This is a genomic window from Caballeronia sp. NK8, assembly GCF_018408855.1.
Taxonomy (GTDB): Bacteria; Pseudomonadota; Gammaproteobacteria; order Burkholderiales; family Burkholderiaceae; genus Caballeronia.
In genome coordinates this window covers 2,989,601-3,011,683 of sequence record NZ_AP024322.1, presented here as the reverse complement: position 1 = coordinate 3,011,683, position 22,083 = coordinate 2,989,601, and the positions used below count along the sequence as shown (strand labels likewise).

Below are 22,083 nucleotides of genomic sequence, written 5' to 3'. Positions count from 1 at the left end.
CAATTGCGAGGCTTTTGGCCCCCAACAGCGTACTGACGGCGATTGTAAAAACGCACTAGCGTTTCGGCAGTCGCCTATTGACGGCATGGTTAGCTCCATGCACAAGTAGTGCCATTATACAAAAAAACCGGGGTCCGTCTCATCGGACTGCATGAATCGTCATTGATTTTCGCTATGAGCGTAAGAATTGCCGTTTTTTGGCATTTTTTGAACGCCTCGTCGACCTTCTTCGCGCGTGATGCGACACCGGTACAATGGACGTTTTTACAGCCCGACTTGCACCGGCGACAGTCATATGAAAGTCATTCTCGTTCCCGTGACGCCCTTTCAGCAGAACTGTTCCATCGTCATCTGCGAGGCGACGAGGCGCGCCGCCGTCGTCGATCCGGGCGGCGACATCGAACGCATCATCGCTGAAGTGGAGCGCCAGGGTGTGACTGTCGAAAAGATTCTTCTGACGCACGGGCATCTCGATCACTGCGGAGGCGCGAAGGCGCTCGCCACGCATTACGGCATACAAATAGAGGGACCGCATCGCGAAGATGCGTTCTGGATCGACCAGTTGCCCGCGCAGACCGAACGCTTCGGCTTCTCGAACGCCGAAGCGTTCACGCCCGAGCGCTGGCTCGCCGATGGCGACACCGTGCAGTTCGGAAATGAATCGATGGACGTCTATTTCTGCCCGGGCCACACGCCGGGCCACGTCGTGTTCTTCAGCCGCGAGCACAAGCTGGCGTTTGTCGGCGACGTGCTGTTTGCCGGCTCGATCGGCCGCACGGATTTCCCGCGCGGCAATCACGCCGATCTCATCCGCTCGATCCGCGAAAAGCTCTGGCCGCTCGGCGACGACGTCACGTTCGTTCCCGGTCACGGTCCGGCGTCCACATTCGGCGAGGAACGGCGCAGCAATCCATACGTGCGCGACGGAGTGACGGCGTGAACGCGATTCCTGAAATCTACGTCAGCACGGACGTCGAAGCCGACGGACCGATCCCCGGCCCGCATTCGATGCTGAGCTTTGCGTCGGCGGCATACACGGCCGACAAGCAGCTCATCGGCACCTTCTCTGCCAATCTCGAAACGCTCGAAGGCGCGGCGCCGCATCCGGTGCAGGCCGCGTGGTGGAAGACGCAGCCCGACGCGTGGGCCGCGTGCCGCAAGGATCTGCAGAAAGCCGAGATTGCGCTGCCGGCCTATGTCGAATGGGTGGAGGCGCTGCCCGGCAAGCCGGTGTTCGTCGCCTATCCGGCGGGCTTCGACTTCACCTATATGTTCTGGTACATGATGCGCTTCGCGGAACGTTGCCCGTTCTCGTGGTCGGCGCTCGACATCAAGACGCTCGCCTTTGCGATGACCGGCCTGCCGTATCGCAAGGCGATCAAGCCGCGTCTGCCGAAGCACTGGTTCGACGAACTGCCGCATACGCACGTCGCACTCGATGACGCGATCGAGCAAGGCGCGCTCTTTTGCAACATGCTCGCCGAGCTGCGGACCTCGCAGGCGAAGCTGGCGCAGACATCGGCCGAGCCGAGCGAAGGCATCGAAGGTAAAAACGCGCCGTCAGGCCAGTGAGTTAGGGAAACTCCCTCAGTGTGGGCGCATTGCATTGCGTTTCTTTTCTGGCGCCTCTACCATTAGAGTCAGATCGCGACCGAACGGAGGCGCAGTTGACTCTCGATACATTCTCACAAAAAATCTTGCGTCTTCTGCAGCTGGACGCGCGGCGCTCCGTTCAGGAAATATCCGACCAGGTCGGCTTGTCGAGCACGCCTTGCTGGCGTCGCATCAAGGACATGGAGCAATCGGGTGTCATTCAGCGCTATACCGCGCTGCTCGATCGCGAGAAGCTCGGCCTCCATGTCTGCGCGCTCGCGCATATCCATCTCACGCGGCACACCGAGGGCGGGGTCGAGCAGTTCGAGCGTGAAATCTCGACCTGCCCCGAAGTGACCGAGTGCTACAGCACGACCGGCGAATCCGACTACATCCTCAAGATCGTCGCGCCGGATATCAAGGCGTACGACGCCTTTCTGCACGATCGCATCTTCAAGATTCCTGCCGTCGCGCAGGTGCGAACGAGCGTCGTGCTGCGCGAAATCAAGTTCGACACGCAGCTGCCGCTCTGACGGGCGGCTGTCAGCGCGACGCATCGATCACGCGCGTCGGCGTCGAGGTCTGCGTGACGCCGAGTTCCTGCGTCACGCGGATCTCGCGCGCGCCGATCTTTCGCTTCAGCGCGTCGAAATCGATCGTCTTCAGAATGGCGGCTGTATCGGTCGCGTTCGATGCCGGCAGCACGACATCGACATTGAAACCGCTGCTCAGGTAGTGCAGATTCAGCGCCGCGACCGGCAAGCCGTTGTGCGCAAAGGCTGCGCGCACCGCGTCGCTCACGGTCGAACGCAATGGAAAGTTGCCCGGCAGCGGATTGAGCGCGTCGCTCTCGGGATCGACGTGAATGAGCGCATCGATGACGCGCTGATCGGCCAGCACATTTGCGCGCGCCGATTCCGCAATGTAGTGCCCTTCCGAAACCGAAATGAGTGGATCGACGAGAATATGCGCGTCGACGATCGCGAGATCGCCCATTTTCCGGGTGCGGAGTTCGTGAACTTCACGCACGCCCGGCGTGTTTAGCAAAATGTTGCGCAAATCGTCCGTGGTCGCTTGATCGAGTGCACGATCGGAAAGATCCTGTAAAGCGTCCCACGCGAACGTCCACCCCATTTTCCCGATCAAGAAACCGACGAGTGCAGCGGCGATCGGGTCCAGAATTCGAAATCCCGCCAGACTGCCGATAATCCCCAGCGCGACGACCAGTGAAGACGCCGCATCCGACCGTGCATGCCACGCGTTTGCGACGAGCATCGCCGAGCGCACCCGTTCAGCGGCGCGCAGCATATAGCGAAACAGCGCTTCCTTCGAAACCAGTACGATTATCGCGACCGCGAGCGCGCCCACCTTTACTTGCGGAATATTCTGAAGGTCGACGATGCGCGTTCCGGCGCGCCACAACATTCCAACGCCGACCGCGATCAACAATCCACCGAGGAATAATGAGGCAACGGTTTCATAACGGCTGTGACCATAGTTATGGTCGACGTCGGGTGCGGCGCCCGCGTGCCGGTTGGCAATCAGAACGATAAAATCCGACACGATGTCCGCAATCGAATGAATGCCGTCCGCAATCAGTGCCTGAGAGTGCGCAACGATCCCCACCACGAGTTGCGCCGTGGCAAGCATGCTATTTAGCGCTATGCTGGTCCAGGTGGTCCTTCGCGCAACGTCCTGCTTTTCCGTCACGCGCGTCGTCGAAAGCGACATGTAATATCTCTCGGCTCATGCAGCCTGCATTTTATCAGCCGACACTGCGCTTCTTTCGAGCGCCGATGCTTCGCCAAATGAAAAAGGCCGCGTCGTCGACGCGGCCTTTTTAATACAGGACTCGGCTCAGAACTTACTTGCCGATCAGGAAACTGTCGCGATCCTGCCCAGCGATCCACTTCGGCGGCTTTCCGCGGCCCGACCAAGTGCTGCCGCTGTCCGGGTCACGGTATTTCGGCGCCACGCCCGAGCGGCTGCGTGCCGCCTTCGCGCCTTTCGCGCCACGGCCGCCAGCCAGTTCCGCAAGCGTGATGCCGTAATCCGCCATTTTCTGCTTGATCTCATTAAGCACTTCGGCGTATTCGCGCGACTTCGCTTCTTCAATCTGGCGCTCAAGGGACTCGCGTTGTGCGAGAAGTTCTTTGTATGAAGGCATGGCAATTCCCTAAGTGGTTTGCTGACTTGCGAATCGATGCGCTCGCTTTCAGTTATGAGTATAACCTCGGACTGGCACGCAGATTAACACACTTCGTATTATCGCGGCATGTGCGTATTGCCACTTAAAAGGAGATCTGCAAATTTCTTCGTAACATTTGCCGATAATTCCGAAGTCTGGAGCGCTCCGCATGCCGACGTAAAATCTGCGGGCACGACGTACGCCAGGACTGAGCAATGGCATCGGATGAAAACACGCAATACCGTTTCACTGCAAAGTTTCATGAAATGACAACTTTGCCACGGTTCGTCCCGAAATTACCTGACCCAAGGCAAAATCGGGCCGTAACGTTCATCGCTATTGCGCCGGAATGCCGCCCTCGCGCTCAAAACAATCGGTAAGCGCAGCCTTTAAATCCTTGTTCGTCAGCTTGGGGTAATCGAATGTAAAACGATTGCGCGCGCCAGCAAGCAGCAGATCGCAGCCATACCGGTCTATCCCCAATAATCGGAGATTCTCCGGACGGCCCGGGTAAGCATCGCAATATTCGCAAAGCGCGGTTTCATCCGCTGCGCAAAGCGGATCGAGCGAATCGAGTTCGTCGCCGCCGAGCCATCCCATCGCGCCGAAACCGCCGATATATCGCATGCGTTCCAGCGACATCACCCAGAAAGAAAAATCGCCGAGTGCGAGATAGCGCTCCGCATCGGGGTGGTAGCGCAGATATCGCCGCGCCAGGTCATCGCTTTCACTGGCGGCCGCAGGTGTGAAACTGCCGAGCATCGTCAGGCGCTGGCCCTCCAGCACGCCACCGTCCGCCACGTGCGCCACCAGGAATCCGGCGCGGGCATCGGCGTGAAGATTGCGCGTGTGCTCGGCGAGATGGCTGATGAGCAGCATCGGCATGTGCTGCGCGGTGAGCGCGAACGGCAATGCCGTCGGATAAGGAAAGCCGCGCGGCTCGCGCGAATGCGTCGCGAGCGTGCCTTCCGATACGCGATGCAGCAAATGAAGCGGCGCTTGCGGCGGAATATTCATCCGGGCCTCGTGAATTCGTTAAAGGTCGAACGATGGTAATGCAGCGGCTCCGAGCGTGTCTCCTGGCCGTTGGATAGAATCGAAAGCCTTCGCGTCCGATGGCATCATCTCCGGTTGCCTTGCCTGCAACCTTTCGCGCAACTTCCCAGAACGGCTTCTTTCGTGTCCGACTCGACTACTGCCTCCTCCGCCCGCGAGTCCAATCCGACGCTCGCGCTGCATCGCAGCCTTCCGCGCGCCACGCGCGCCCGCGCCCGCTACGCGACGATGGCGGTGTTCTTCATCGCGGGCATGATGTACGCGTCGTGGGGCGTGCACGTGCCGACCGTGCGCGACAAGTTCGAGCTGAGCCCGGGCATGCTCTCGCTCGCGCTGCTCGCGGTGGCGGGCGGCTCGATCTTCGCGATGCTCACCGCCGGATCGTGGATCGCGCGCGCCGGCACGCGCACCGCATGCATGGCCGGCGGTATCACGATGATGCTCTCCGGCTCGCTGATTCTCGTGACGCCTTACTACTGGATGCTGCTGATCGTCCTCGCGATGTTCGGCTTCGGCATGGCGACGCTCGATGTCGCGATGAACGCCGAGGCCAGCGCGGTCGAGGAGGCATTGGGGCAGCCGATCATGTCGTCGCTGCACGGCATGTTCAGCATCGGCGGCATGGCGGGCGCGGCGGCAGGCGGCGCGCTGCTCGCACACGGACTCGCGCCCGCCGTGCATCTCGCGCTGGCGTCGGGCGTGAGTCTGCTGGTTCTGCTCGTGTCGATGCCCGCTGTATTGCCGCACGTGCCGCACCACGACGAACACGCGAAAGCATCGTCGTCGAATCGCTGGCGCTCGGGCGCGCTGTGGGCGCTCGGCGGCCTCGCGCTCGTCGCGCTGATCGCGGAAGGCGCGATGTACGACTGGGCCACCGTCTACATGCGCGATATCGTCGAGGCGACGCCTTCGGTATCGAGCGCGGCTTACGCGGCGTTTTCCGGCGGCATGGCGGCTGGACGCTTCGGCGGCGACGCGGTGCGCGCGCGCTTCGGCGCGCCGCAACTGATTTTCGGCAGCGCGGGACTCGCGTTCATCGGCATGGTCATGGCGCTCGTCTTGCCGAACACCATCGTCACGATGACCGGCTTCACGCTGATGGGTCTCGGTCTCGCGAACATGATGCCGGTGCTGTTCGCGGCGGCGGCGCGCGTCGAAGGCGTGACGGCGGCCGAAGGGCTCGCGCAGGTTGCGGGTCTCGCTTACTTCGGCTTGCTGCTCGGCCCGGTGCTGATCGGCGGCGTCGCGCAAATCAGCAATCTGCCGATCGGGCTATGCGTCGTCGCGGCGTGCTGCGCGGTGATCACGCTCATCGGGCCGAAAATCCTCCGGCGCCTGAAGATATAAAAAAACGCGCGGATCTTGCGAATCCGCGCGTTCCTCAGGACCGGGGTCCGACGTTACTTACATCTTCACGACGTCGAGCAGCGTCTTCTTGCCCTTCTTGTAGTCGTACAGCGAGATCACGCCGTGCTTCAGATCGCCCTTCGAATCGAAGGAGGTCTGGCCGATCACACCCTTGTAGTCCGTGTTCGGCATCGCGGCGAGAATCTTGGCCGGATCGGTCGAGTTGGCGCGCTTCATCGCGTCGGCGACGATGTACACCGCGTCATACGTGAACGGCGCGTAGATCTGGATCGGCTGGCCGAAGCGCTTCTCGAACTTGGCCGCGAATGCCTTGCCGCCGTCCATCTTCTCGAGCGCCATGCCTGCTTCCGAGCACACGACGTTGTCGGTCGCGTCGCCTGCGAGGTCAGCCAGCTTTTCCGTGCAGACGCCGTCGCCCGCGAGGACCTTCGCGCGCAGGCCAAGCTGCTTCGCCTGCTTGGCGAACGGGCCGCCGGTCGCGTCCATGCCGCCGTACATCACGGCGTCCGGATTCTCACCCTTGATCTTCGTGAGAATCGCGCGGAAGTCGACAGCCTTGTCGTTCGTCGCGTCGTGCGAGATCACCTTCAGGCCGAGCGACTTGGCGGTCTTCTCGAACTCGTTCGCGAGACCCTGGCCGTAAGCGGTCGAGTCGTCGACGACAGCGACCGTCTTCACCTTCAGGTTCTTTGCCGCGTAGTTGGCGAGCGCCGGACCTTGCTGCGCATCGGTCGCAACGACGCGGTACGTCGTCTTGAAGCCTTGCTGCGTGTAGGCCGGGTTCGTTGCCGACGGGGAAATCTGCACGATGCCCGCATCGCTATAGATCTTCGATGCCGGGATCGACGTGCCGGAGTTCAGGTGACCGACGACCGCAACGACCTTGTCGTCGACGAGCTTCTGCGCGACCTGAGTGGCGGTACGCGGGTCAGCAGCGTCGTCTTGCGGGTCCAGTTGCAGCGTGATCTTCTCGCCGCCGATCGTGAGACCCTTTGCGTTGATCTCTTCGACTGCAAGCCGCGCGCCGTTTTCGTTATCCTTGCCCAGGTGAGCAATGCCGCCGGTCAGCGGAGCGACGTGACCGATCTTGACGACCTGGTCGGCTGCTGCGGACGTTGCCAACGTAGCGAACAGCACGGCTGCAGCGCTGATCGGCAACAGTTTGTGAAGCTTGGTGTTCATGTAAGTCTCCAGTTTCGGTCCCAAAAACAACGTAATCGCCCTGTGCCCCGTCTTTCATCACGATCGCTCAGTCCCGTGGACGACCACGCCGGATGCATCGTCATGCACTTGGCAAGTCCTTCCGGCAGGCCGTTCGTGGCAGCCGCCATCCGCACTGCGCGCAAGTGTAGGGTTGTCAAATTAATTTAGGGAAGTTTTTTAAGATACTGGTGTCACTACCAATTAGCGGCCAGTTGTGATGCGCCGCCGTTTGTGGTGCGTTTCTTCGAAGACGCCCTGTGCATGCGGGTTTCCGAGACATCGGCGCGCAAAGGTTTGGGCGTCATTCAAGTCCGGCGGGCGTGTGCCGATAATCCCTGCCCACCGACATCATTAAGCTGTTTTTTTAAGCTCGTTTCAGCTTGCGTTTAGACCAGCGCCTCTAAAAATCCCATCGCGCGTCAAGCGGCGTGCCAAGCCTGGCCGTGGGCGTTCAGGGCGACTGAAAGGGAAAGCTGGCAAACTCACTCGCCTGCGATTTCACAAACACAAGGAGCTTTGACGTGACCGTATCCGTGACTTCACGCTGGATCGACATTCCCGCCGATGGCGACAGCTTCCAGGGCTATCTCGCGCTACCCAAAACCGGCACCGGGCCCGCCGTGATCATCCTGCAGGAGATCTTCGGCGTGAACGGCCATATCCGCAGCGTCGCCGATCAATACGCCGCCGATGGCTATGTCGCGCTCGCGCCGGACGTCTTCTGGCGCACGCAGCCGCGCGTCGAGCTGGGCTACGAAGGCGCGGATCGCGAGAAGGCGATGGAACTGCTGCAAAAGACTCAGCTCGATGCCGCGGTCGCCGATGTCGGCGCGGCCGCGAAGGCGCTGCGCGCGTTGCCCGAAGTGACGGGCAAGGTTGCGGCGATCGGCTATTGCTTCGGCGGCCGGCTCGCATATCTCGCGGCGGCGCAAGGTTCGGTGGATGTGGCTGTGGCCTACTACGGCGGCGGCATTCAGAACGCGCTCGACAAGGCCGATCAGGTCAAGGTGCCGATGCAGTTCCACTACGGCGAACTCGACGCACACATTCCGGCCGACGCGGTCGACGCCGTGCGCCAGAAGTTCGCGGGCCGCAAGGATTCCGCGCTGTACGTTTATCCGCAAGCCGACCACGGCTTCAACTGTGGCGATCGCGCGTCATACAACGCCAAGGCGTCAGCGCTCGCGCACGGACGCACGCTGACCTTCCTCGGCGAATATCTGTAATCGAAGCCTGCCTGGGCGAGCGTGCCTGAATGGCGCGCTCGCTATATCAGCGCCGGCAATCCTTCAACGAGAAGAAACGCGGCGAGCACGCCGAGCAGCGCGCCGAACACACGCAGCACGTTGTTCTTGAAATGCGTCGCGCAGGGAATGGCCCCGAGGAACAGGGCGCCGGCCAGCGCCATCGGGATGATCAGAATGAAGTCGCCGATCGTGAAGTACGTCGTCATTGTGCGTCTCCCATCGTCCTGCTTCTAACTTCGAGTGTCGCGCGCAAAAGCTGCATCGACGATTCGAGTATAGGCTGCTCCATGCGATGCGTCGGCCGAACTTCGTGCGGCGGGAGACGGTGGCGTGACGCAAAACCTTATGGCACAAGGCATTGCGCGCAGCATTTTTAAGCAGACGCGTAAAAACCCTTATCTTCTTCTCATTTCAATCGGCTTTCTATCAGGCGGCCGTGGCGCGTTCGCGCCGGTTCAGCCAGGCCGCGCCCGCCAGCCCGAAGAGCAATAGCACGCCGATCAGTCCCGCGACGCCCGGCCATCCGAACGCGGTCCAGAAATGACCGCCATACGAGCCGATCAGACTCGATCCGATGTAATACGCGAGCAGATAAAGCGCGGCTGCCTGCCCTTTCGCCTGGGCGGCGAGACGTCCGACCCAGCCGCTCGCGACCGAATGTCCCGAGAAGAAGCCGAAAGTCAGACACGCGATGCCGGCGATGATCACCGTCAGCGAGTTCGACAAGGTGAGCGCGATGCCGAGCATCATCAGGATGAGACTCGCGATCAGCACGCGGCCGCGCCCGAATGCATCGGCCATCTTGCCGGACCACGGCGACGCGACCACGCCCGTCAGATACACCGTGAAGATCGCGCCGATCTGCGTCTGATTGAGCAGGAACGGCGCGCCGAGCAGCCGGTAGCCGACGTAGTTGTAGAGCGTGACGAAGCTGCCCATCAGCACGAAGCCGATCAGAAACAGAAACGGCAGACCGCCGTGCCGCAGATGCCCGGCGAGCGAGCGCCGATGATGCGCAAACCCGACGCCACGCCGCGGCTCGAAGCGCCGCGACGGCGGCAGCAGCGAGCGAAACGCGAGCGTGGCGAGCAAGCCCAGCAAGCCGATTCCGCCGATCGCGATACGCCAGCCGAACAGATCCGCGAGTACGCCGCTGATCACGCGACCCGCCATCCCGCCGATGGCCGTCCCGCCGACATATAGGCCCATCGCGAGGCCGAGGCCTTCGGGATGCACTTCCTCCGCGAGATACGCCATCGCGACCGCGGGCACGCCGCCGAGCGCGAAGCCTTCGAGCGCGCGCACGACGAGCAGCGCGTGCCAGTCCGGCAACATGGCGGCGACGACCGTCAGCACCGATGACGCCAGCAGCGAAAGCGTCATCAACCGATGACGGCTCCAGCTTTCCGAAACGAATCCCGCGATGAATATCGCGACGGCCAGCGCCGCCGTGCTCACGGACACGGCAAGCGCGCTCACCGCCGGACTGACGCCGAACGCCTTCGTGAACTCGGGAAGCAGCGGCTGCACGCAGTACAGCAGTGAGAAGGTCGCGTAACCGGCGAACAGCAGCGCAAGCGAAGCGCGCCAGTACGCGCGCGAGCCCCGTTCGAGATACGGCGCTGCGTCGGCGGTGCGTTGCGCGTTACCTTTGGAGGTCGGGCGCTGCGGCGCCGGTGAAGCATTCACGAATGAAGTCTCCGCTGAAAAATTCTCAACGATACGCCGAACCTAAGGGTTTCGCCTAATACGGTACGCACTTTTCGGCGACGATGAATACGTAATTACTGCTTCGCGTCTGCGATCGGCAACACAACGCGGCGATTGGCGTCACGCTGAAGCGCCGCGATGCGCTAAAGTAAGAGCACAGTCGTTCATGAAGACCGCGCATGTCGCGCCTCTCGAAACAATGAAGCGGCGAAAAGTCTGGTGCACGAGCCGTGAAAAGCCTGTGCTTGGTGAAATACATTTGACCGGCGCTTCAATCCTCAGCCGGCGCTGAAACGGGGATTCATCATGCAAATCGGTTCGATTGTCCGCTCAGTGCATATTGCCGTGCCTCAGGGAGCGCGCGGTATCGTCATGCGTATTCTCGGCGACATGGCGATGGTCGCATGGTACGAGGGCGAGCCCGGCGTGACCAAACTGCTCAATACGGAGCCGTTCTTTCTCGAAGACCTGATCGATACGGGCGATATCGTTCGCCCGGCGAACACGGTCGTGCATTGAGAAAGCCGCGCGTTACGTCGATGCAGTGATGCCGTCCGCGCGAAGGCGCGGCACAATGCCGGGATGAACTCGATCCATCCCGATTCCCAGGGCGCGCCCGCAGCTGACGCGCCGCCCTTCTCCGGCCTCACGCCCGAACGCGTCCTCGATGCGCTCGACAGCGTGCTGATTCCCGCAGGCGAGCGCACCGACGGCCGCCAGCTGGCGCTCAACAGCTACGAAAATCGCGTCTATCAGGTTGGCGTCGAAGACGGTCCGCCCGTCGTCGCGAAGTTTTATCGGCCACAGCGCTGGTCGAGCGCCGCAATTCTCGAAGAACACGCGTTCGTCGCGAGCCTCGTCGCGCTCGAGATTCCGGCGGTGCCGGCGCGCGTGCTCGAAGGCACGACGCTGCACGAGTTCGATGGTTTTCGCTTTTCCATCTTCGAGCGGCGCGGCGGACGCGCGCCCGATCTCGATCGCAGCGACACGCTCGAATGGCTCGGGCGATTCATCGGGCGGATTCACGCGGTGGGCGCGATCGAGCCGTATCGCGAGCGGCCGACGCTCGATATCCACACTTTCGGCCACGAGCCGCGCGAGTTCCTGCTGACACACGGCTTCGTTCCAGCCGACGTGCGCGAAGCCTGGGAAGCCGTCGTGTCGATGGCGCTCGAAGGCGTCGCGCAATGCTTCGAGCGCGCGGGCGACGTGCGGCATCTGCGTCTGCACGGCGACTGTCACCCGAGCAACGTACTGTGGACCGACGCGGGCCCGCATTTCGTCGATTTCGACGACAGCCGCATGGGCCCGGCGATTCAGGATCTGTGGCTGCTGCTGCCGGCGGGCCGCCCGGACGCATCGCGCGCGCTGACGGATCTGCTCGCCGGATACGAAGATTTCTGCGATTTCGATCCGCGCGAATTGCATCTCGTCGAGGCCCTGCGCACGTTGCGGCTGATTCACTACTCGGCGTGGCTCGCACGCCGCTGGCACGATCCGGCGTTTCCCGCCGCCTTCCCCTGGTTCAACACACAGCGTTATTGGGAAGAGCGCATTCTGGAGTTGCGCGAGCAAGTCGGCGCGATGCAGGAAGGCCCGCTCTGGCCGGTGTGAAATTTTTTGTGACAAACGCGTGCGACTGCGCAGGCGCAAAAAGTTGAAAAGCGCTTAACCGCATGTAATGATAACGATTCTCATTCGCCCGCCTTCTGTCGATCACCACGCTTTTCCACGCGTCTAGCCGATCGAGGGCGTGGCTTTGCATGCCAACGCCCGAATCCTGGAGAGACGCGTGAACGCGCCCGACACCCTGAATCCGCAGCCGCCCGCGACGAGCGGCTCGACGCAATATCGTCCGCATGGGCGCCTCATCGACGATGCCGAGCAGTTCGTGCGCAAGAACCGCTCGCGCCGCTCGACCTTCCTCAAGTGGCTGCGCAAGGTGCATGGCTGGATCGGCCTGTGGGGCGCGCTGCTCGGTTTGCTGTTCGGAGCGACCGGTTTTCTGCTGAATCATCGCGCCACATTGCGCATTCCTACCGGCGAGCCACAGGTCACGCAAATGCAGATGCCGCTGCCCGCCGAAGGCTTCAAGACGCCGCGCGACATGGGCACATGGCTCAAGAAGGAATTGAAGATCGAGGGCAATCTCGGACGAACACGCCGCGAACCGGCGCATCCGGTCGGCTGGGGCGACAAGAGCACGATGCAGCCGGAACAATGGTCGGCGATGGTGGCGTCGCCGGGCGGCAGCGTGATGGCCGAGTACTGGGTGGGCAACAACTTCGTGTCTGTGAAGCGCACCGAGAACACCTTCCTCGCGATGATGACCAACCTGCACAAGGGCGTGGGACTGAGCGCGGGCTGGGTGCTGCTCATCGATACGTTCGCGGGCAGCATCGTCCTGTTGTCACTGACGGGCGTGCTGTTGTGGACCGAGCTCAACAAGAAGCGCACGGCGGGGGTGGTGATCGTGGCGGCGTCGATGATTGCGGCGGTTGTTTGCGGGGTGATTTGACGCGTAGGAAGCCAAGGCCACGCATTTGCGTGTTCTCCGCTTGTCTGGCCGAGAACCGCTTCTTCATCAATTCGTCAGCTTGCGTTGAGCGCGCTCGATCTGCCGGATGCTCGTTTCCGGCGTCGGCAACGCTTCCGGCATGGTCCCACCGAGCTCGTGAATGGTTTGACGGACTTTCGTTCCGACGTCGAAGTGAGTCTGGTTCGCCCTCTGCTTGCCACTTACTTCGTCGCGTCTCAGTTTCTCTTCTGTCTGGGTTGCGCGAAACAGATTCGCGGCTAGTTCGGTACTGCCCATGTGGTCCAGAATTTTCTGGCTCTTTTTGAGCCCTTTCCTGGCGTGAATGTCTTTGGCTCCCAGGCCGCCATACAGCCCTTTGTATCCGTGATCCTGGAATATCGCGTAGTCCAGCGTGGTTTCCACTCCCGCAGTGCGTGCCGCCGCGCTGAGCGTCTTGTTGTGATGCGACAGCTCGCCACGAAGCATCAAGCGACGCTGATCCTCCGACATACCTGAAAACGCCTTCTCGTCGCCGAGTTCCTGACGGCGCGTTTGAAGCGCAAAGTACGTTTGACCATTGGCGATCACCAGCTTGGACGGATCGCCGTTCTGAACGATCAAATAGCATGCGTATCGCGAAAGAGTGAAATCGGCCACTGGTCGCTTCGCACCGGAGCCGAGCTGGACCATTTTGGTGAATTCACCGAAATGGTCGGCGATTCGGTGGTTCGAGCGATCGCAGGCCACCTTCGCCTTGTCGATCACTTGCAGAAAGTTGCGCCAGTCCTGATATTCCAGCAACGGCGCAAGATCGCGAGCGAACCAGAATTCGCCGTCGGCCTCATTTGTCTGCTTGATGCTTTCGAATGTTCGGTGATGGTTTGCGACAATGGTTCTGCTCACGGACATCTTTTGTCTCCCAGTGGTTGCGGCCGCGTCCAAGGCCCCGTGGGCCTCGCAGCGAGACGGCTAGCTTACGCACCGAGAGCATTTACTTCTTGTGAAGGAATCCGAATTTTTTGCGAACCTGCTCGAAAGCGATAACCCTGCCACTCATCGCAAAGTCAAACGCCCCTCCCCTTCCGCGGGTTATGCCGCGTGAGCCACAAATAAAGCCCGCTCCCCAGCACCATGATCGTCAGCAGATCAAACGCTGCCCAGAAGATCTTGAGCGGCATTCCGCCGAAATCCCCGAAATGCAGCGGCTGCGAGCCGAGCAGCACCTTCAGGTACCACGGCAGTTCGCGTGAATCGGTGAGCGCGCCCGTCGATGCATCGACGAGCACCGGCCGCATGATCCGCTCGTCAGAATGCCGTCGCCGCGCATCCATACGGCATAGTGATGCGGGCTCGCGAAGCGCGTCCCCGGAAACGCGACGAACGAAGGAATCATGTCCGGCGCGACGCCTCGCGCGGTCTTCACGGCATCGTCGATGGACGCGCCCACCGTCACCGGCGGCTGACCCTGATACGGCGCAACCATCTGCGCGAGCTGATCGTTGCGCCACGCCTCGAGCATCAGATCGGCGAGCGTGTTGATCGAACCTGTCGCGCCGACGAGCAACGCCCACACGAGCGTCAACATGCCGATCGCGTTGTGCCAGTCGAGCCATACGATGCGACGCTTCTTCTTCAGCCGCACGCGCCCGAGCCCGACCTTGCGCCAGAACGGCAGTTACACGACGATGCCCGACACGATCGCCGCCAGAAACACGACACCCATCGCGCCGAGAAAGAGCTTGCCGAAAAGCCCCGCGAACATGTCGACATGCAGTTTCAGCAGAACGAACTTGAGCGAGCCCTTGCCAGGCGGCATGCCGAGCGGCTGCGCGGTGCGGGCGTCGACGGTGGTGCTGAGCGTGTCGTCGGGCGGCGTGTCGGCGCGAGGCGCGGTCACGACGACCGGCAAGAGCGGCTCGTCCGGCTCCCAGATCATGTATTGCGGTACGTGGCCAGGATGCGTCTTCAGCGCGGCGCGCAGGACCGCGTCGTAGCTCGCGCGCGCATCCGCTTGCGATGCGGGCAACGCGGGTGCTTCGATCGCATCGCCGGTCAGAATGTCGAGTTCGTGGCCGAACACGAGTGGCAAACCGGTGAGACAAAGCAGCAGCATGAACGCCGTGCAGACGAGACTCGTCCAGCGATGCACGATCGACCACACGCGCAACGCGCGCTGGCTCATGTGACGCTTGTCCGCGGGCGTGCGCGTATCGGGCGACGCATCGGCGCGTGCGGTCGCGCGCCGGTCGTCGCCGGTCAAAAACTTGCCGGGCATTCGATGATTCAGCGGAAAGAAGGGCTCGCGTCAGCCGCAATGGCCGCGCAAATGAGAACGATTATTATATAGCCGCACGATGCACGCAGACCGTGCATAGAATTCGAACGCGCTCAAACGCCGCACACTTCGCCCTTCCCCTCGATCTCGCGCGCCGCCTTCGCGCCCTCGACCTGCAACAGCTCGGGCAGCGAAACGCCGTTCTTCGCCGCCGTCACTTCCGCGAGAATCGACACGGCGATCTCCGGCGGCGTCCTGCTGCCGATGTAGATACCCACTGGCCCATGCAGGCGCGCGAGTTCAGCCTCGCTCAGATCGAACTCTTTCAGCCGCTCGCGACGCGCCGCGTTATTGCGCCGCGAACCGAGCGCGCCGACATAGAACGCCGGCGTCTTCAACGCTTCCATCAGCGCGAGATCGTCGAGCTTGGGATCGTGCGTGAGCGCGATCACCGCGCAGCGTTCGTCGAGCTTCATGTCCATGACGGTGTCGTCGGGCATGGTGCGCACGATCGTCGTGCCCGGCACGTCCCACTCTTCCGTGTATTCCTCGCGCGGATCGCAGACGGTCACCTGATAGTCGAGCCCGACCGCGATACTGCACAGATACCGCGACAACTGCCCCGCGCCGATCACCAGCATCCGATAACGCGGACCGTGAATGGTCAAAAGCCGCGCGTCGTCAAACAGCACCCCGTCGGTGGCCTGTGCGGGTTCGAGGCGCGCGGCGCCCGTCGCCATGTCGAGCGTGCGCGCGACGAGCTGGCCGCTTTCCACCGCCGCGCACAGTTGCGCGACACCGCTCGCCATCGTCAAAGGTTCCAGCACGAGCTGGATCGTGCCGCCGCACGGCAAGCCGAAACGATGCGCCTCCTCCGCGCTGATGCCGTACTTCACCGCTTCCGGTCTGGTCTGCTCGATGCCCCGCTGCCGCACCCGCTCGATGAGATCGTCCTCGATACACCCGCCCGACACCGAGCCGACGACGTGGCCATCGCCACGCACGGCGAGCATGGCGCCTTCGGGTCTCGGCGACGAGCCCCACGTTTTCACCACCGTCACGAGCAGCACGCGATGCCCGTCTTCGAGCCATCGCGCGCTGTTCTTCAGGACTTCGAGATCCACGCTGTCCATGATTTCTTTCCTTTCTCCTGCCCTTCTCCGCCGCTTTCACCGTCGGCGGCTGCGTCCTGTGATTCCTGCCCGCCTTGCAACTGCGCGCTGAACCGCTTGAAAAATTCTCCCGCAATCTTACGCGCCGCGCCGTCGACGAGCCGCGAGCCGATCTGCGCGAGCTTGCCGCCCACCTGCGCGTTCGCGCTGTAGGTGAGCGTGGTCGTGTCGGCATCGGCGCCGGGTTCGAGGTTCACGGTCGCGCTGCCCTTGCTGAAACCGGCCGCGCCGCCCTGCCCCTCGAACACGATCGTATAAGTATTCGGGGCGTCGATATTCGTGAGCTCCATTCTGCCCTTGAAGCGCGCCTTCACCGGGCCGACCGCCGCCGTCATCGCGACGTTGTACGCATTTTCCCCGTCCGCGTCGATGCTGTCGCAGCCCGGAATGCAGACCTTCAGCATCGAAGTGTCGTTGAGCGCTTCCCACGCGCGCGCCTGCGATACGGGCAACGTGTGCGTTTCGGTCAGTTCCATGGAGCAGCTCCTAAGGGCTTGGGTTGCGACAGGGCGGCGAGTTCCCGGCCAACGGCGCCGAGGCTGTCGAGGTTGTGCGCCGCGAGCATCGCGTCGACGTGAGGCAGGATCGCGCGCACGCCTCGCGCGCGCGGCGTGAAATCGGCAAAGCGCAACAGCGGATTCAGCCACACGAGCCGATGCGCGAAGCGCTTGAGCCTGCGCATCTCGGCATCGAGCACGTCAATGGCGTCGTGATCGAGGCCATCGGTGACGAGCAGCACCGTCGCCCGGCCGGCCAGCACGCGGCGCGCCCAGCGTCGATTGAACTCGGCGAGCGCCGCGCCGATGCGCGTGCCGCCCGACCAGTCGGCGACCTGTGTGCCGAGCGTCGCGATGGCGACATCGGGATCGCGTTCGCGCAATGCGCGCGTCGCGTTGGTCAGGCGCGTGCCGAACAGGAACACTTGCAGGCGTTCGCGCGATTGCAGCAGCGCGTGGCAGAAATAGAGTACGGCGCGCGAATACGCGCTCATCGAACCGGAGATGTCGAGCAGCAATACGAGCGGCGGCCGACGCTCGACCGCCGCGCGGTACTTCCACACGGTCCAGTCGCCGCCGGAGCGCACGGCATGGCGCGCGCTCGCCTTGAGATCGGCGTGCGTGCCGCGCGACGCCGCCTTCAGCCTGCGCGTCGGCTCGGTCGCGAGCGGCATCCGGTGCGCGCGGATCTGATGCCGCAGCGTGCGCCATTCGTCGGCGCTGAGCGTGTCGAAATCGCGATGACTCAGGCGCTCCTGCGAACTGAACGTGATGCGCGCGTGCGCCTCCTCGGGCTTCGATTCCGACGCCTGCGCCTTCGATGCCGCCGCGCGCGTCGCCAATGCGTCGGCGAGACGGTTGTTGCGTTTGGGCGGCGGCATGCCGTTCGTCACCTTCGGCAGCAACAGCGCGCGCAACTTGCCTTCCCAATCGGGATCGCGCCAGAAGAGATCGAAGGCCGCGTCGAAGATCTCGCGTTCGTCGCTGGCATGAACGAGCAGGCACGCAAGCGTCGCGCGCACGTCGTCGCGACGGTTCAGATCGACGAAGCGCAGCGCGTCGAGCGCATCGACCGCATGCGCGGGCGACATGCCGAGGCCCGCGCCCCGCAAGAGCCTCACGAAATGCACGACATTGCGGGCGAGCGGTTCCATCGTCATGGCGTGGCGGTCAGGCATTGCGCGAGCGTGTCGGCGTCCATGCGCGCGAGATCGTCCTGATACTTCAGCAGCACGCCGAGCGTGTTCTGCACCGATTGCGGATCGAGTTCCGACACCGACAACGCCGCCAGCGCGCGACACCAGTCGATCGTCTCCGCGACGCCCGGCGCCTTGAACAGGTCCAGCGTGCGCAGCGCATGCACGAACGCGACGGCGCGTTGCTGCAACGCGCGCCCCGCTTCAGGCGCGCGCGCCGCGACGATCGCCAGTTCGACATCGCGCTCGGGATAGCCGATCCATTGATAGAGACAGCGGCGTTTGAGCGCGTCGTGCACTTCGCGCGTGCGATTCGACGTCATCACGACGAGCGGCGGCCGCGCGGCCCGCACCGTGCCGTACTCCGGAATCGATACCTGAAAATCCGACAGCAGTTCGAGCAGGAACGCTTCGAACGGCTCGTCGGCGCGATCGATTTCGTCGATCAGCAAGACACGGCGCGCGTCCGGATTCACGGGATCGGGCAGCAGAGCCTGAAGCAAGGGACGCTTCAGCAGAAACTCGCCGCGATACAGCGAATCGTTCGACGGCGTTTCGCCCGATGCCTCGGCCAGCCGCAGCGCCATGATCTGGCGCGGATAGTCCCATTCGTACAGCGCGCTCGCGGTATCGAGCCCTTCGTAGCATTGCAGGCGCAGCAGCGTAGTGCCGCACAGGCCCGCCGCCGCCTTCGCGAGTTCCGTCTTGCCGACGCCCGGCTCACCCTCGAGAAAGAGCGGCCGCTGCATTTTGAGCGCGAGAAAGAGCGCCGTCGCGAGCTCGCGGTTCGCGAAGTACTGATGCTCGCGCAGGCGCGCGAGCGTCTCGTCGATGGAAGCGGGCTCGCCCTGCATCGCGATCAGAACGACATCGCGCGCTCGATCGCGCGTCCTGTGAGCACCGGAATCAGATGCGCGCGGTACGCGGCGCTCGCGTGCATGTCGTCGTTCAACTGGTCGGGCGAAATCGTCACGCCGCGCGCCGACGCGACCGAGAAGTCCTTCGACAACGCCGCTTCCAGTTCGGCCGGACGAAACACCGAAGAAGCCGCGCCCGTCACGCCGACGCGCACGCCATCCTTGAACTTCGCGACGAATACGCCGACCAGCGCGAAGTGCGACGCCGGATTGCGAAACTTCTCGTAGCCCGCGCGTTCGGCGAGCGGGAACTCCACTGCCGTGATGAGTTCGTCGGGTTCGAGCGCGGTCTGGTACATGTCGATGAAGAAATCGTCCGCCGCGATGCGCCTTCTATCCGTCACGACCGTCGCGTTGAGCGCGAGCACGGCGGACGGATAACACGCCGCCGGATCGTCGTTGGCGAGCGAGCCGCCGATGGTGCCGCGCTCGCGCACCTGCCGGTCGCCGATGCGGCTCGCGAGGTCCGCGAGGCCCGGCAGCGCGCGCTTCACATCGGCGTTCGATGCGACCTGCGCATGACACACCGCGCCGCCGATGGTGAGCGTGTCGCCGGCGAGCGTGACGCTTTTCATTGATGCGACGCGCGTCACGTCGATCAGCTTCGATGGCTGCGCGAGGCGCAGGCGCATCGTCGGCAAGAGGCTCTGGCCGCCCGCGAGGAACTTGGCGTCGGCGTCGCCGGAAAACGCCGCGACCGCCGCCTTCGCTTCACCCAGACGCTCATATTCGAATGTGTACATGGCCGGTCTCCTCAGGCGTGTTGGGCGTTGTGCATCGCGGTCCAGACGCGATGCGGCGTGGCGGGCATCTGCAGATCCTTCACGCCGAGGTGGCTGAGCGCATCGAGAATCGCGTTGATGACGGCGGGCGGCGAGCCGATCGCGCCCGCTTCGCCGCAGCCCTTCACGCCGAGCGGATTGTGCGTGCACGGCGTGCCCTTCGCGGTTTCGACCGTGAAGTTCGGCAGGTCGATCGCGTGCGGCATCGCGTAATCCATGAACGAGCCGGAAAGCAACTGGCCGGTGCTGTTGTCGTACACGCAGCGTTCGAGCATCGCCTGACCGATGCCCTGCCCCAGCCCGCCGTGCACCTGGCCTTCGACGATCATCGGATTGATCACGTTGCCGAAATCATCGACTGCCGTGAATTTCTGGATGCGCGTCTCGCCCGTGTCCTGATCCACTTCGACTTCGCACACATACGCGCCCGACGGATACGTGAAGTTGGTCGGATCGTAGAACGCGTTTTCGTTGAGGCCCGGCTCCATGGTTTCGAGCGGGAAGTTGTGCGGCACGTACGCGGCGAGCGATACATCGACGAAGGTCTTCGTGCGGTCCGTGCCCGCGACGCGGAACACGCCGTTCTTGAACTCGATGTCCTCCGCCGCCGCTTCGAGCAGATGCGCGGCGATCTTCTTCGCCTTCGCTTCGACCTTGTCGAGCGCCTTCATGATCGCCGAGCCGCCGACCGAAATCGAACGCGAGCCGTACGTGCCCATGCCGAACGGAATGCGCCCGGTATCGCCGTGAATGACTTCGATGTTCTCGATCGCGATGCCGAGCCGGTCCGCGACGACTTGCGCGAAGGTCGTTTCGTGCCCTTGCCCGTGGCTGTGCGAGCCGGTGAAGACGGTGACGGAGCCGGTCGGATGCACGCGCACTTCGCCCGCCTCGAACAGGCCCGCACGCGCGCCCAGCGCGCCCGCGACATTCGACGGCGCGAGCCCGCACGCCTCGATGTAGCACGAGTAACCGATGCCGCGCAGCTTGCCGCTCTTCTTCGATTCTTCCTTGCGCGCCGCGAAGCCTTTCACGTCGGCGAGTTCGAGCGCGCGGTTCAGGCACGCGTCGTAATCGCCGGTGTCGTAGGTGAGACCGACCGGCGTCGCGTACGGAAACTCGCGGATGAAGTTGCGCCGGCGCAGTTCGACCGGATCGATGTTCAACTCGCGCGCCGCGGTTTCGACGAGGCGCTCGACGACGTAGGTTGCTTCCGGACGGCCCGCGCCGCGATACGCATCGACCGGCACCGTGTTCGTGAACACCGCTTTCACTTCCGCATAGATCGCGGGCGTCGTGTACTGGCCGGCGAGCAGCGTCGCGTAGAGCACGGTCGGAATCGACGATGCGAACGTCGACAGATACGCGCCCATGTTCGCCGTCGTATGCACGCGCATGCCGATGAACTTGCCGTCCTTGTCGAGCGCGAGTTCGGCCTTGGTGACGTGATCGCGGCCGTGCGCGTCGGAGAGGAATGCTTCGGAGCGCTCCGCCGTCCACTTGATCGGCCGCCCAACTTTCTTCGACGCCCACGTCAGCGCGACATCCTCCGGATACAGAAAGATCTTCGAGCCGAAGCCGCCGCCCACGTCCGGCGCGATCACGCGCAGCTTCGATTCCGGCAGCGACAGCACGAACGCCGCCATCAGCAGACGCTCGACGTGCGGATTCTGATTCGCGACGTACACCGTGTAGCTCTCGTCGTGCTTCGAATAGCTCGCGTTCACGGCGCGCGGCTCGATCGCGTTCGGCACGAGGCGCTGGTTCACGATATCGAGCGTGGTCACGTGCGCGGCCTGCGCGAAAGCGGCGTCGGTCTTCGCCTTGTCGCCGTGGCCCCAGTTGTAGCAGACGTTGTTCGGCACGCTGTCGTGCACGAGCGACTGACCGGCATCCGATGCGCTCCCGGTATCGACGGTCGCGGGAAGTTCGTCGTAATCCACCTCGATCAGTTCGAGCGCGTCTTTCGCCTCCTTCACCGATTCCGCGACGACCAGCGCGACCTGATCGCCCACATGCAGCACCTTGTCGTGCGCGATGACGGGATGCGGCGGCTCGTGCATCGGCGAGCCGTCGGTGCTGTGGATGAGCCAGCCGCACGGCAGGCCGCCGACGTTCTCGCCCGCCATGTCCTTGCCGGTGAAGATGCCGATCACGCCCGGCGACTTCCTCGCGGCTTCAATATCGATGCGCGCGATCTTCGCGTGCGCGTGCGGCGAGCGCAGGAATACGCCGAAGCTCTGCTGCGGCAGGACGACATCGTCGGTGTACTGGCCCGCGCCCGTCAGGAAGCGGTAATCTTCCTTGCGTTTGACGCCGGCGCCGATCAATTTCTGTTGCTCAGGGGCATTCATCGCGGTC

24 protein-coding genes are annotated in these 22,083 nt (G+C 63.1%); 8 read left to right on the top strand and 16 right to left on the bottom strand.

Annotation, left to right across the window (positions count from 1 at the left end):
• Positions 1-295 precede the first annotated feature (295 nt).
• The 3 genes from NK8_RS14395 (at position 296) to NK8_RS14385 (ending at position 2,126) form a co-directional block, all read left to right on the top strand.
• Complete coding sequence (locus NK8_RS14395; RefSeq protein ID WP_213226727.1) at positions 296-940, top strand: MBL fold metallo-hydrolase; 645 nt, start codon at positions 296-298, stop codon at positions 938-940.
• Positions 937-1,572 (top strand): exonuclease, encoded by a 636-nt coding sequence (locus NK8_RS14390; RefSeq protein ID WP_213226726.1) that lies wholly within the window; start codon positions 937-939, stop codon positions 1,570-1,572. The genes NK8_RS14395 and NK8_RS14390 overlap by 4 nt, the downstream gene beginning before the upstream one ends.
• 95 nt (positions 1,573-1,667) lie before the next feature.
• Positions 1,668-2,126 carry an Lrp/AsnC family transcriptional regulator gene (locus tag NK8_RS14385; protein WP_162066704.1) on the top strand — a complete coding sequence of 153 codons (459 nt, stop codon included), beginning with the start codon at positions 1,668-1,670 and terminating at the stop codon, positions 2,124-2,126.
• Positions 2,127-2,136: 10 nt separating this feature from the next.
• Here NK8_RS14385 and NK8_RS14380 read toward each other — a convergent pair whose 3' ends face one another.
• The 3 genes from NK8_RS14380 to NK8_RS14370 all read right to left on the bottom strand — a co-directional run bounded on the left by NK8_RS14380 (position 2,137) and on the right by NK8_RS14370 (position 4,798).
• Positions 2,137-3,324: a cation diffusion facilitator family transporter gene (locus NK8_RS14380; protein ID WP_213226725.1), complete on the bottom strand. Its 1,188-nt coding sequence runs from the start codon at positions 3,322-3,324 to the stop codon at positions 2,137-2,139.
• A gap of 133 nt (positions 3,325-3,457) precedes the next feature.
• Entirely contained in the window at positions 3,458-3,760 is a 303-nt protein-coding gene (locus NK8_RS14375) for an H-NS family nucleoid-associated regulatory protein (protein ID WP_162066702.1), read from the bottom strand.
• Positions 3,761-4,117: 357 nt separating this feature from the next.
• The gene (locus NK8_RS14370) at positions 4,118-4,798 is read right to left on the bottom strand and encodes a HugZ family protein (protein WP_213226724.1); all 681 of its coding nucleotides are present in this window, start codon (positions 4,796-4,798) and stop codon (positions 4,118-4,120) included.
• Positions 4,799-4,960: 162 nt separating this feature from the next.
• Here NK8_RS14370 and NK8_RS14365 point away from each other — a divergent pair, with 162 nt between their 5' ends.
• Positions 4,961-6,184: an MFS transporter gene (locus NK8_RS14365; protein ID WP_213226723.1), complete on the top strand. Its 1,224-nt coding sequence runs from the start codon at positions 4,961-4,963 to the stop codon at positions 6,182-6,184.
• Positions 6,185-6,241: 57 nt separating this feature from the next.
• Here NK8_RS14365 and NK8_RS14360 read toward each other — a convergent pair whose 3' ends face one another.
• Positions 6,242-7,387, bottom strand: coding sequence for a branched-chain amino acid ABC transporter substrate-binding protein (locus tag NK8_RS14360; RefSeq protein ID WP_061174148.1), 1,146 nt, complete (start codon positions 7,385-7,387; stop codon positions 6,242-6,244).
• A 542-nt stretch (positions 7,388-7,929) separates the two neighbouring features.
• Between NK8_RS14360 and NK8_RS14355 the strand changes: the two genes are divergently transcribed.
• A complete protein-coding gene (locus NK8_RS14355) occupies positions 7,930-8,634 on the top strand; it encodes a dienelactone hydrolase family protein (RefSeq protein ID WP_213226722.1) in 705 nt (234 codons plus the stop codon).
• 41 nt (positions 8,635-8,675) lie between these two features.
• On the opposite strand, the gene NK8_RS14350 is transcribed toward NK8_RS14355, so the two are convergent.
• The gene (locus NK8_RS14350) at positions 8,676-8,861 is read right to left on the bottom strand and encodes a hypothetical protein (protein WP_061174146.1); all 186 of its coding nucleotides are present in this window, start codon (positions 8,859-8,861) and stop codon (positions 8,676-8,678) included.
• 220 nt (positions 8,862-9,081) lie between these two features.
• Complete coding sequence (locus NK8_RS14345; RefSeq protein WP_225936260.1) at positions 9,082-10,227, bottom strand: MFS transporter; 1,146 nt, start codon at positions 10,225-10,227, stop codon at positions 9,082-9,084.
• Positions 10,228-10,671: 444 nt separating this feature from the next.
• Between NK8_RS14345 and NK8_RS14340 the strand changes: the two genes are divergently transcribed.
• From NK8_RS14340 to NK8_RS14330, 3 genes are all read left to right on the top strand, one after another.
• On the top strand, positions 10,672-10,884 hold the full coding sequence (locus NK8_RS14340; protein ID WP_061174145.1) for a hypothetical protein: 213 nt from the start codon (positions 10,672-10,674) through the stop codon (positions 10,882-10,884).
• Positions 10,885-10,947: 63 nt separating this feature from the next.
• Positions 10,948-11,979: a serine/threonine protein kinase gene (locus NK8_RS14335; protein ID WP_213226720.1), complete on the top strand. Its 1,032-nt coding sequence runs from the start codon at positions 10,948-10,950 to the stop codon at positions 11,977-11,979.
• 178 nt (positions 11,980-12,157) lie between these two features.
• On the top strand, positions 12,158-12,883 hold the full coding sequence (locus tag NK8_RS14330; protein ID WP_213226719.1) for a PepSY-associated TM helix domain-containing protein: 726 nt from the start codon (positions 12,158-12,160) through the stop codon (positions 12,881-12,883).
• Between the two features lie 66 nt (positions 12,884-12,949).
• On the opposite strand, the gene dinD is transcribed toward NK8_RS14330, so the two are convergent.
• The 10 genes from dinD to NK8_RS14290 form a co-directional block, all read right to left on the bottom strand.
• Positions 12,950-13,792 carry a DNA damage-inducible protein D gene (gene dinD / locus NK8_RS14325; protein ID WP_213226718.1) on the bottom strand — a complete coding sequence of 281 codons (843 nt, stop codon included), beginning with the start codon at positions 13,790-13,792 and terminating at the stop codon, positions 12,950-12,952.
• A 155-nt stretch (positions 13,793-13,947) separates the two neighbouring features.
• Positions 13,948-14,178 carry a PepSY domain-containing protein gene (locus NK8_RS42790; protein ID WP_225936264.1) on the bottom strand — a complete coding sequence of 77 codons (231 nt, stop codon included), beginning with the start codon at positions 14,176-14,178 and terminating at the stop codon, positions 13,948-13,950.
• Positions 14,109-14,525: a PepSY-associated TM helix domain-containing protein gene (locus tag NK8_RS43380; protein WP_301549860.1), complete on the bottom strand. Its 417-nt coding sequence runs from the start codon at positions 14,523-14,525 to the stop codon at positions 14,109-14,111. The genes NK8_RS42790 and NK8_RS43380 overlap by 70 nt, the downstream gene beginning before the upstream one ends.
• Before the next feature lie 33 nt (positions 14,526-14,558).
• Positions 14,559-15,158, bottom strand: coding sequence for a PepSY domain-containing protein (locus NK8_RS42780; RefSeq protein ID WP_301549859.1), 600 nt, complete (start codon positions 15,156-15,158; stop codon positions 14,559-14,561).
• Positions 15,159-15,271: 113 nt separating this feature from the next.
• Positions 15,272-16,291 (bottom strand): XdhC family protein, encoded by a 1,020-nt coding sequence (locus tag NK8_RS14315; protein WP_162066695.1) that lies wholly within the window; start codon positions 16,289-16,291, stop codon positions 15,272-15,274.
• Complete coding sequence (locus tag NK8_RS14310) at positions 16,264-16,806, bottom strand: CoxG family protein (protein WP_162066694.1); 543 nt, start codon at positions 16,804-16,806, stop codon at positions 16,264-16,266. Before NK8_RS14310 ends, NK8_RS14315 begins: the two co-directional genes overlap by 28 nt.
• Positions 16,797-18,005 carry a VWA domain-containing protein gene (locus tag NK8_RS14305; protein ID WP_162066693.1) on the bottom strand — a complete coding sequence of 403 codons (1,209 nt, stop codon included), beginning with the start codon at positions 18,003-18,005 and terminating at the stop codon, positions 16,797-16,799. The genes NK8_RS14310 and NK8_RS14305 overlap by 10 nt, the downstream gene beginning before the upstream one ends.
• Positions 17,984-18,877, bottom strand: coding sequence for a MoxR family ATPase (locus NK8_RS14300; RefSeq protein ID WP_162066692.1), 894 nt, complete (start codon positions 18,875-18,877; stop codon positions 17,984-17,986). The genes NK8_RS14305 and NK8_RS14300 overlap by 22 nt, the downstream gene beginning before the upstream one ends.
• Before the next feature lie 5 nt (positions 18,878-18,882).
• The gene (locus NK8_RS14295; RefSeq protein ID WP_213226717.1) at positions 18,883-19,683 is read right to left on the bottom strand and encodes a xanthine dehydrogenase family protein subunit M; all 801 of its coding nucleotides are present in this window, start codon (positions 19,681-19,683) and stop codon (positions 18,883-18,885) included.
• A gap of 11 nt (positions 19,684-19,694) precedes the next feature.
• Positions 19,695-22,076, bottom strand: a complete 2,382-nt coding sequence (locus NK8_RS14290; protein WP_213226716.1) for a xanthine dehydrogenase family protein molybdopterin-binding subunit — start codon at positions 22,074-22,076, stop codon at positions 19,695-19,697.
• Positions 22,077-22,083: the final 7 nt, after the last annotated feature.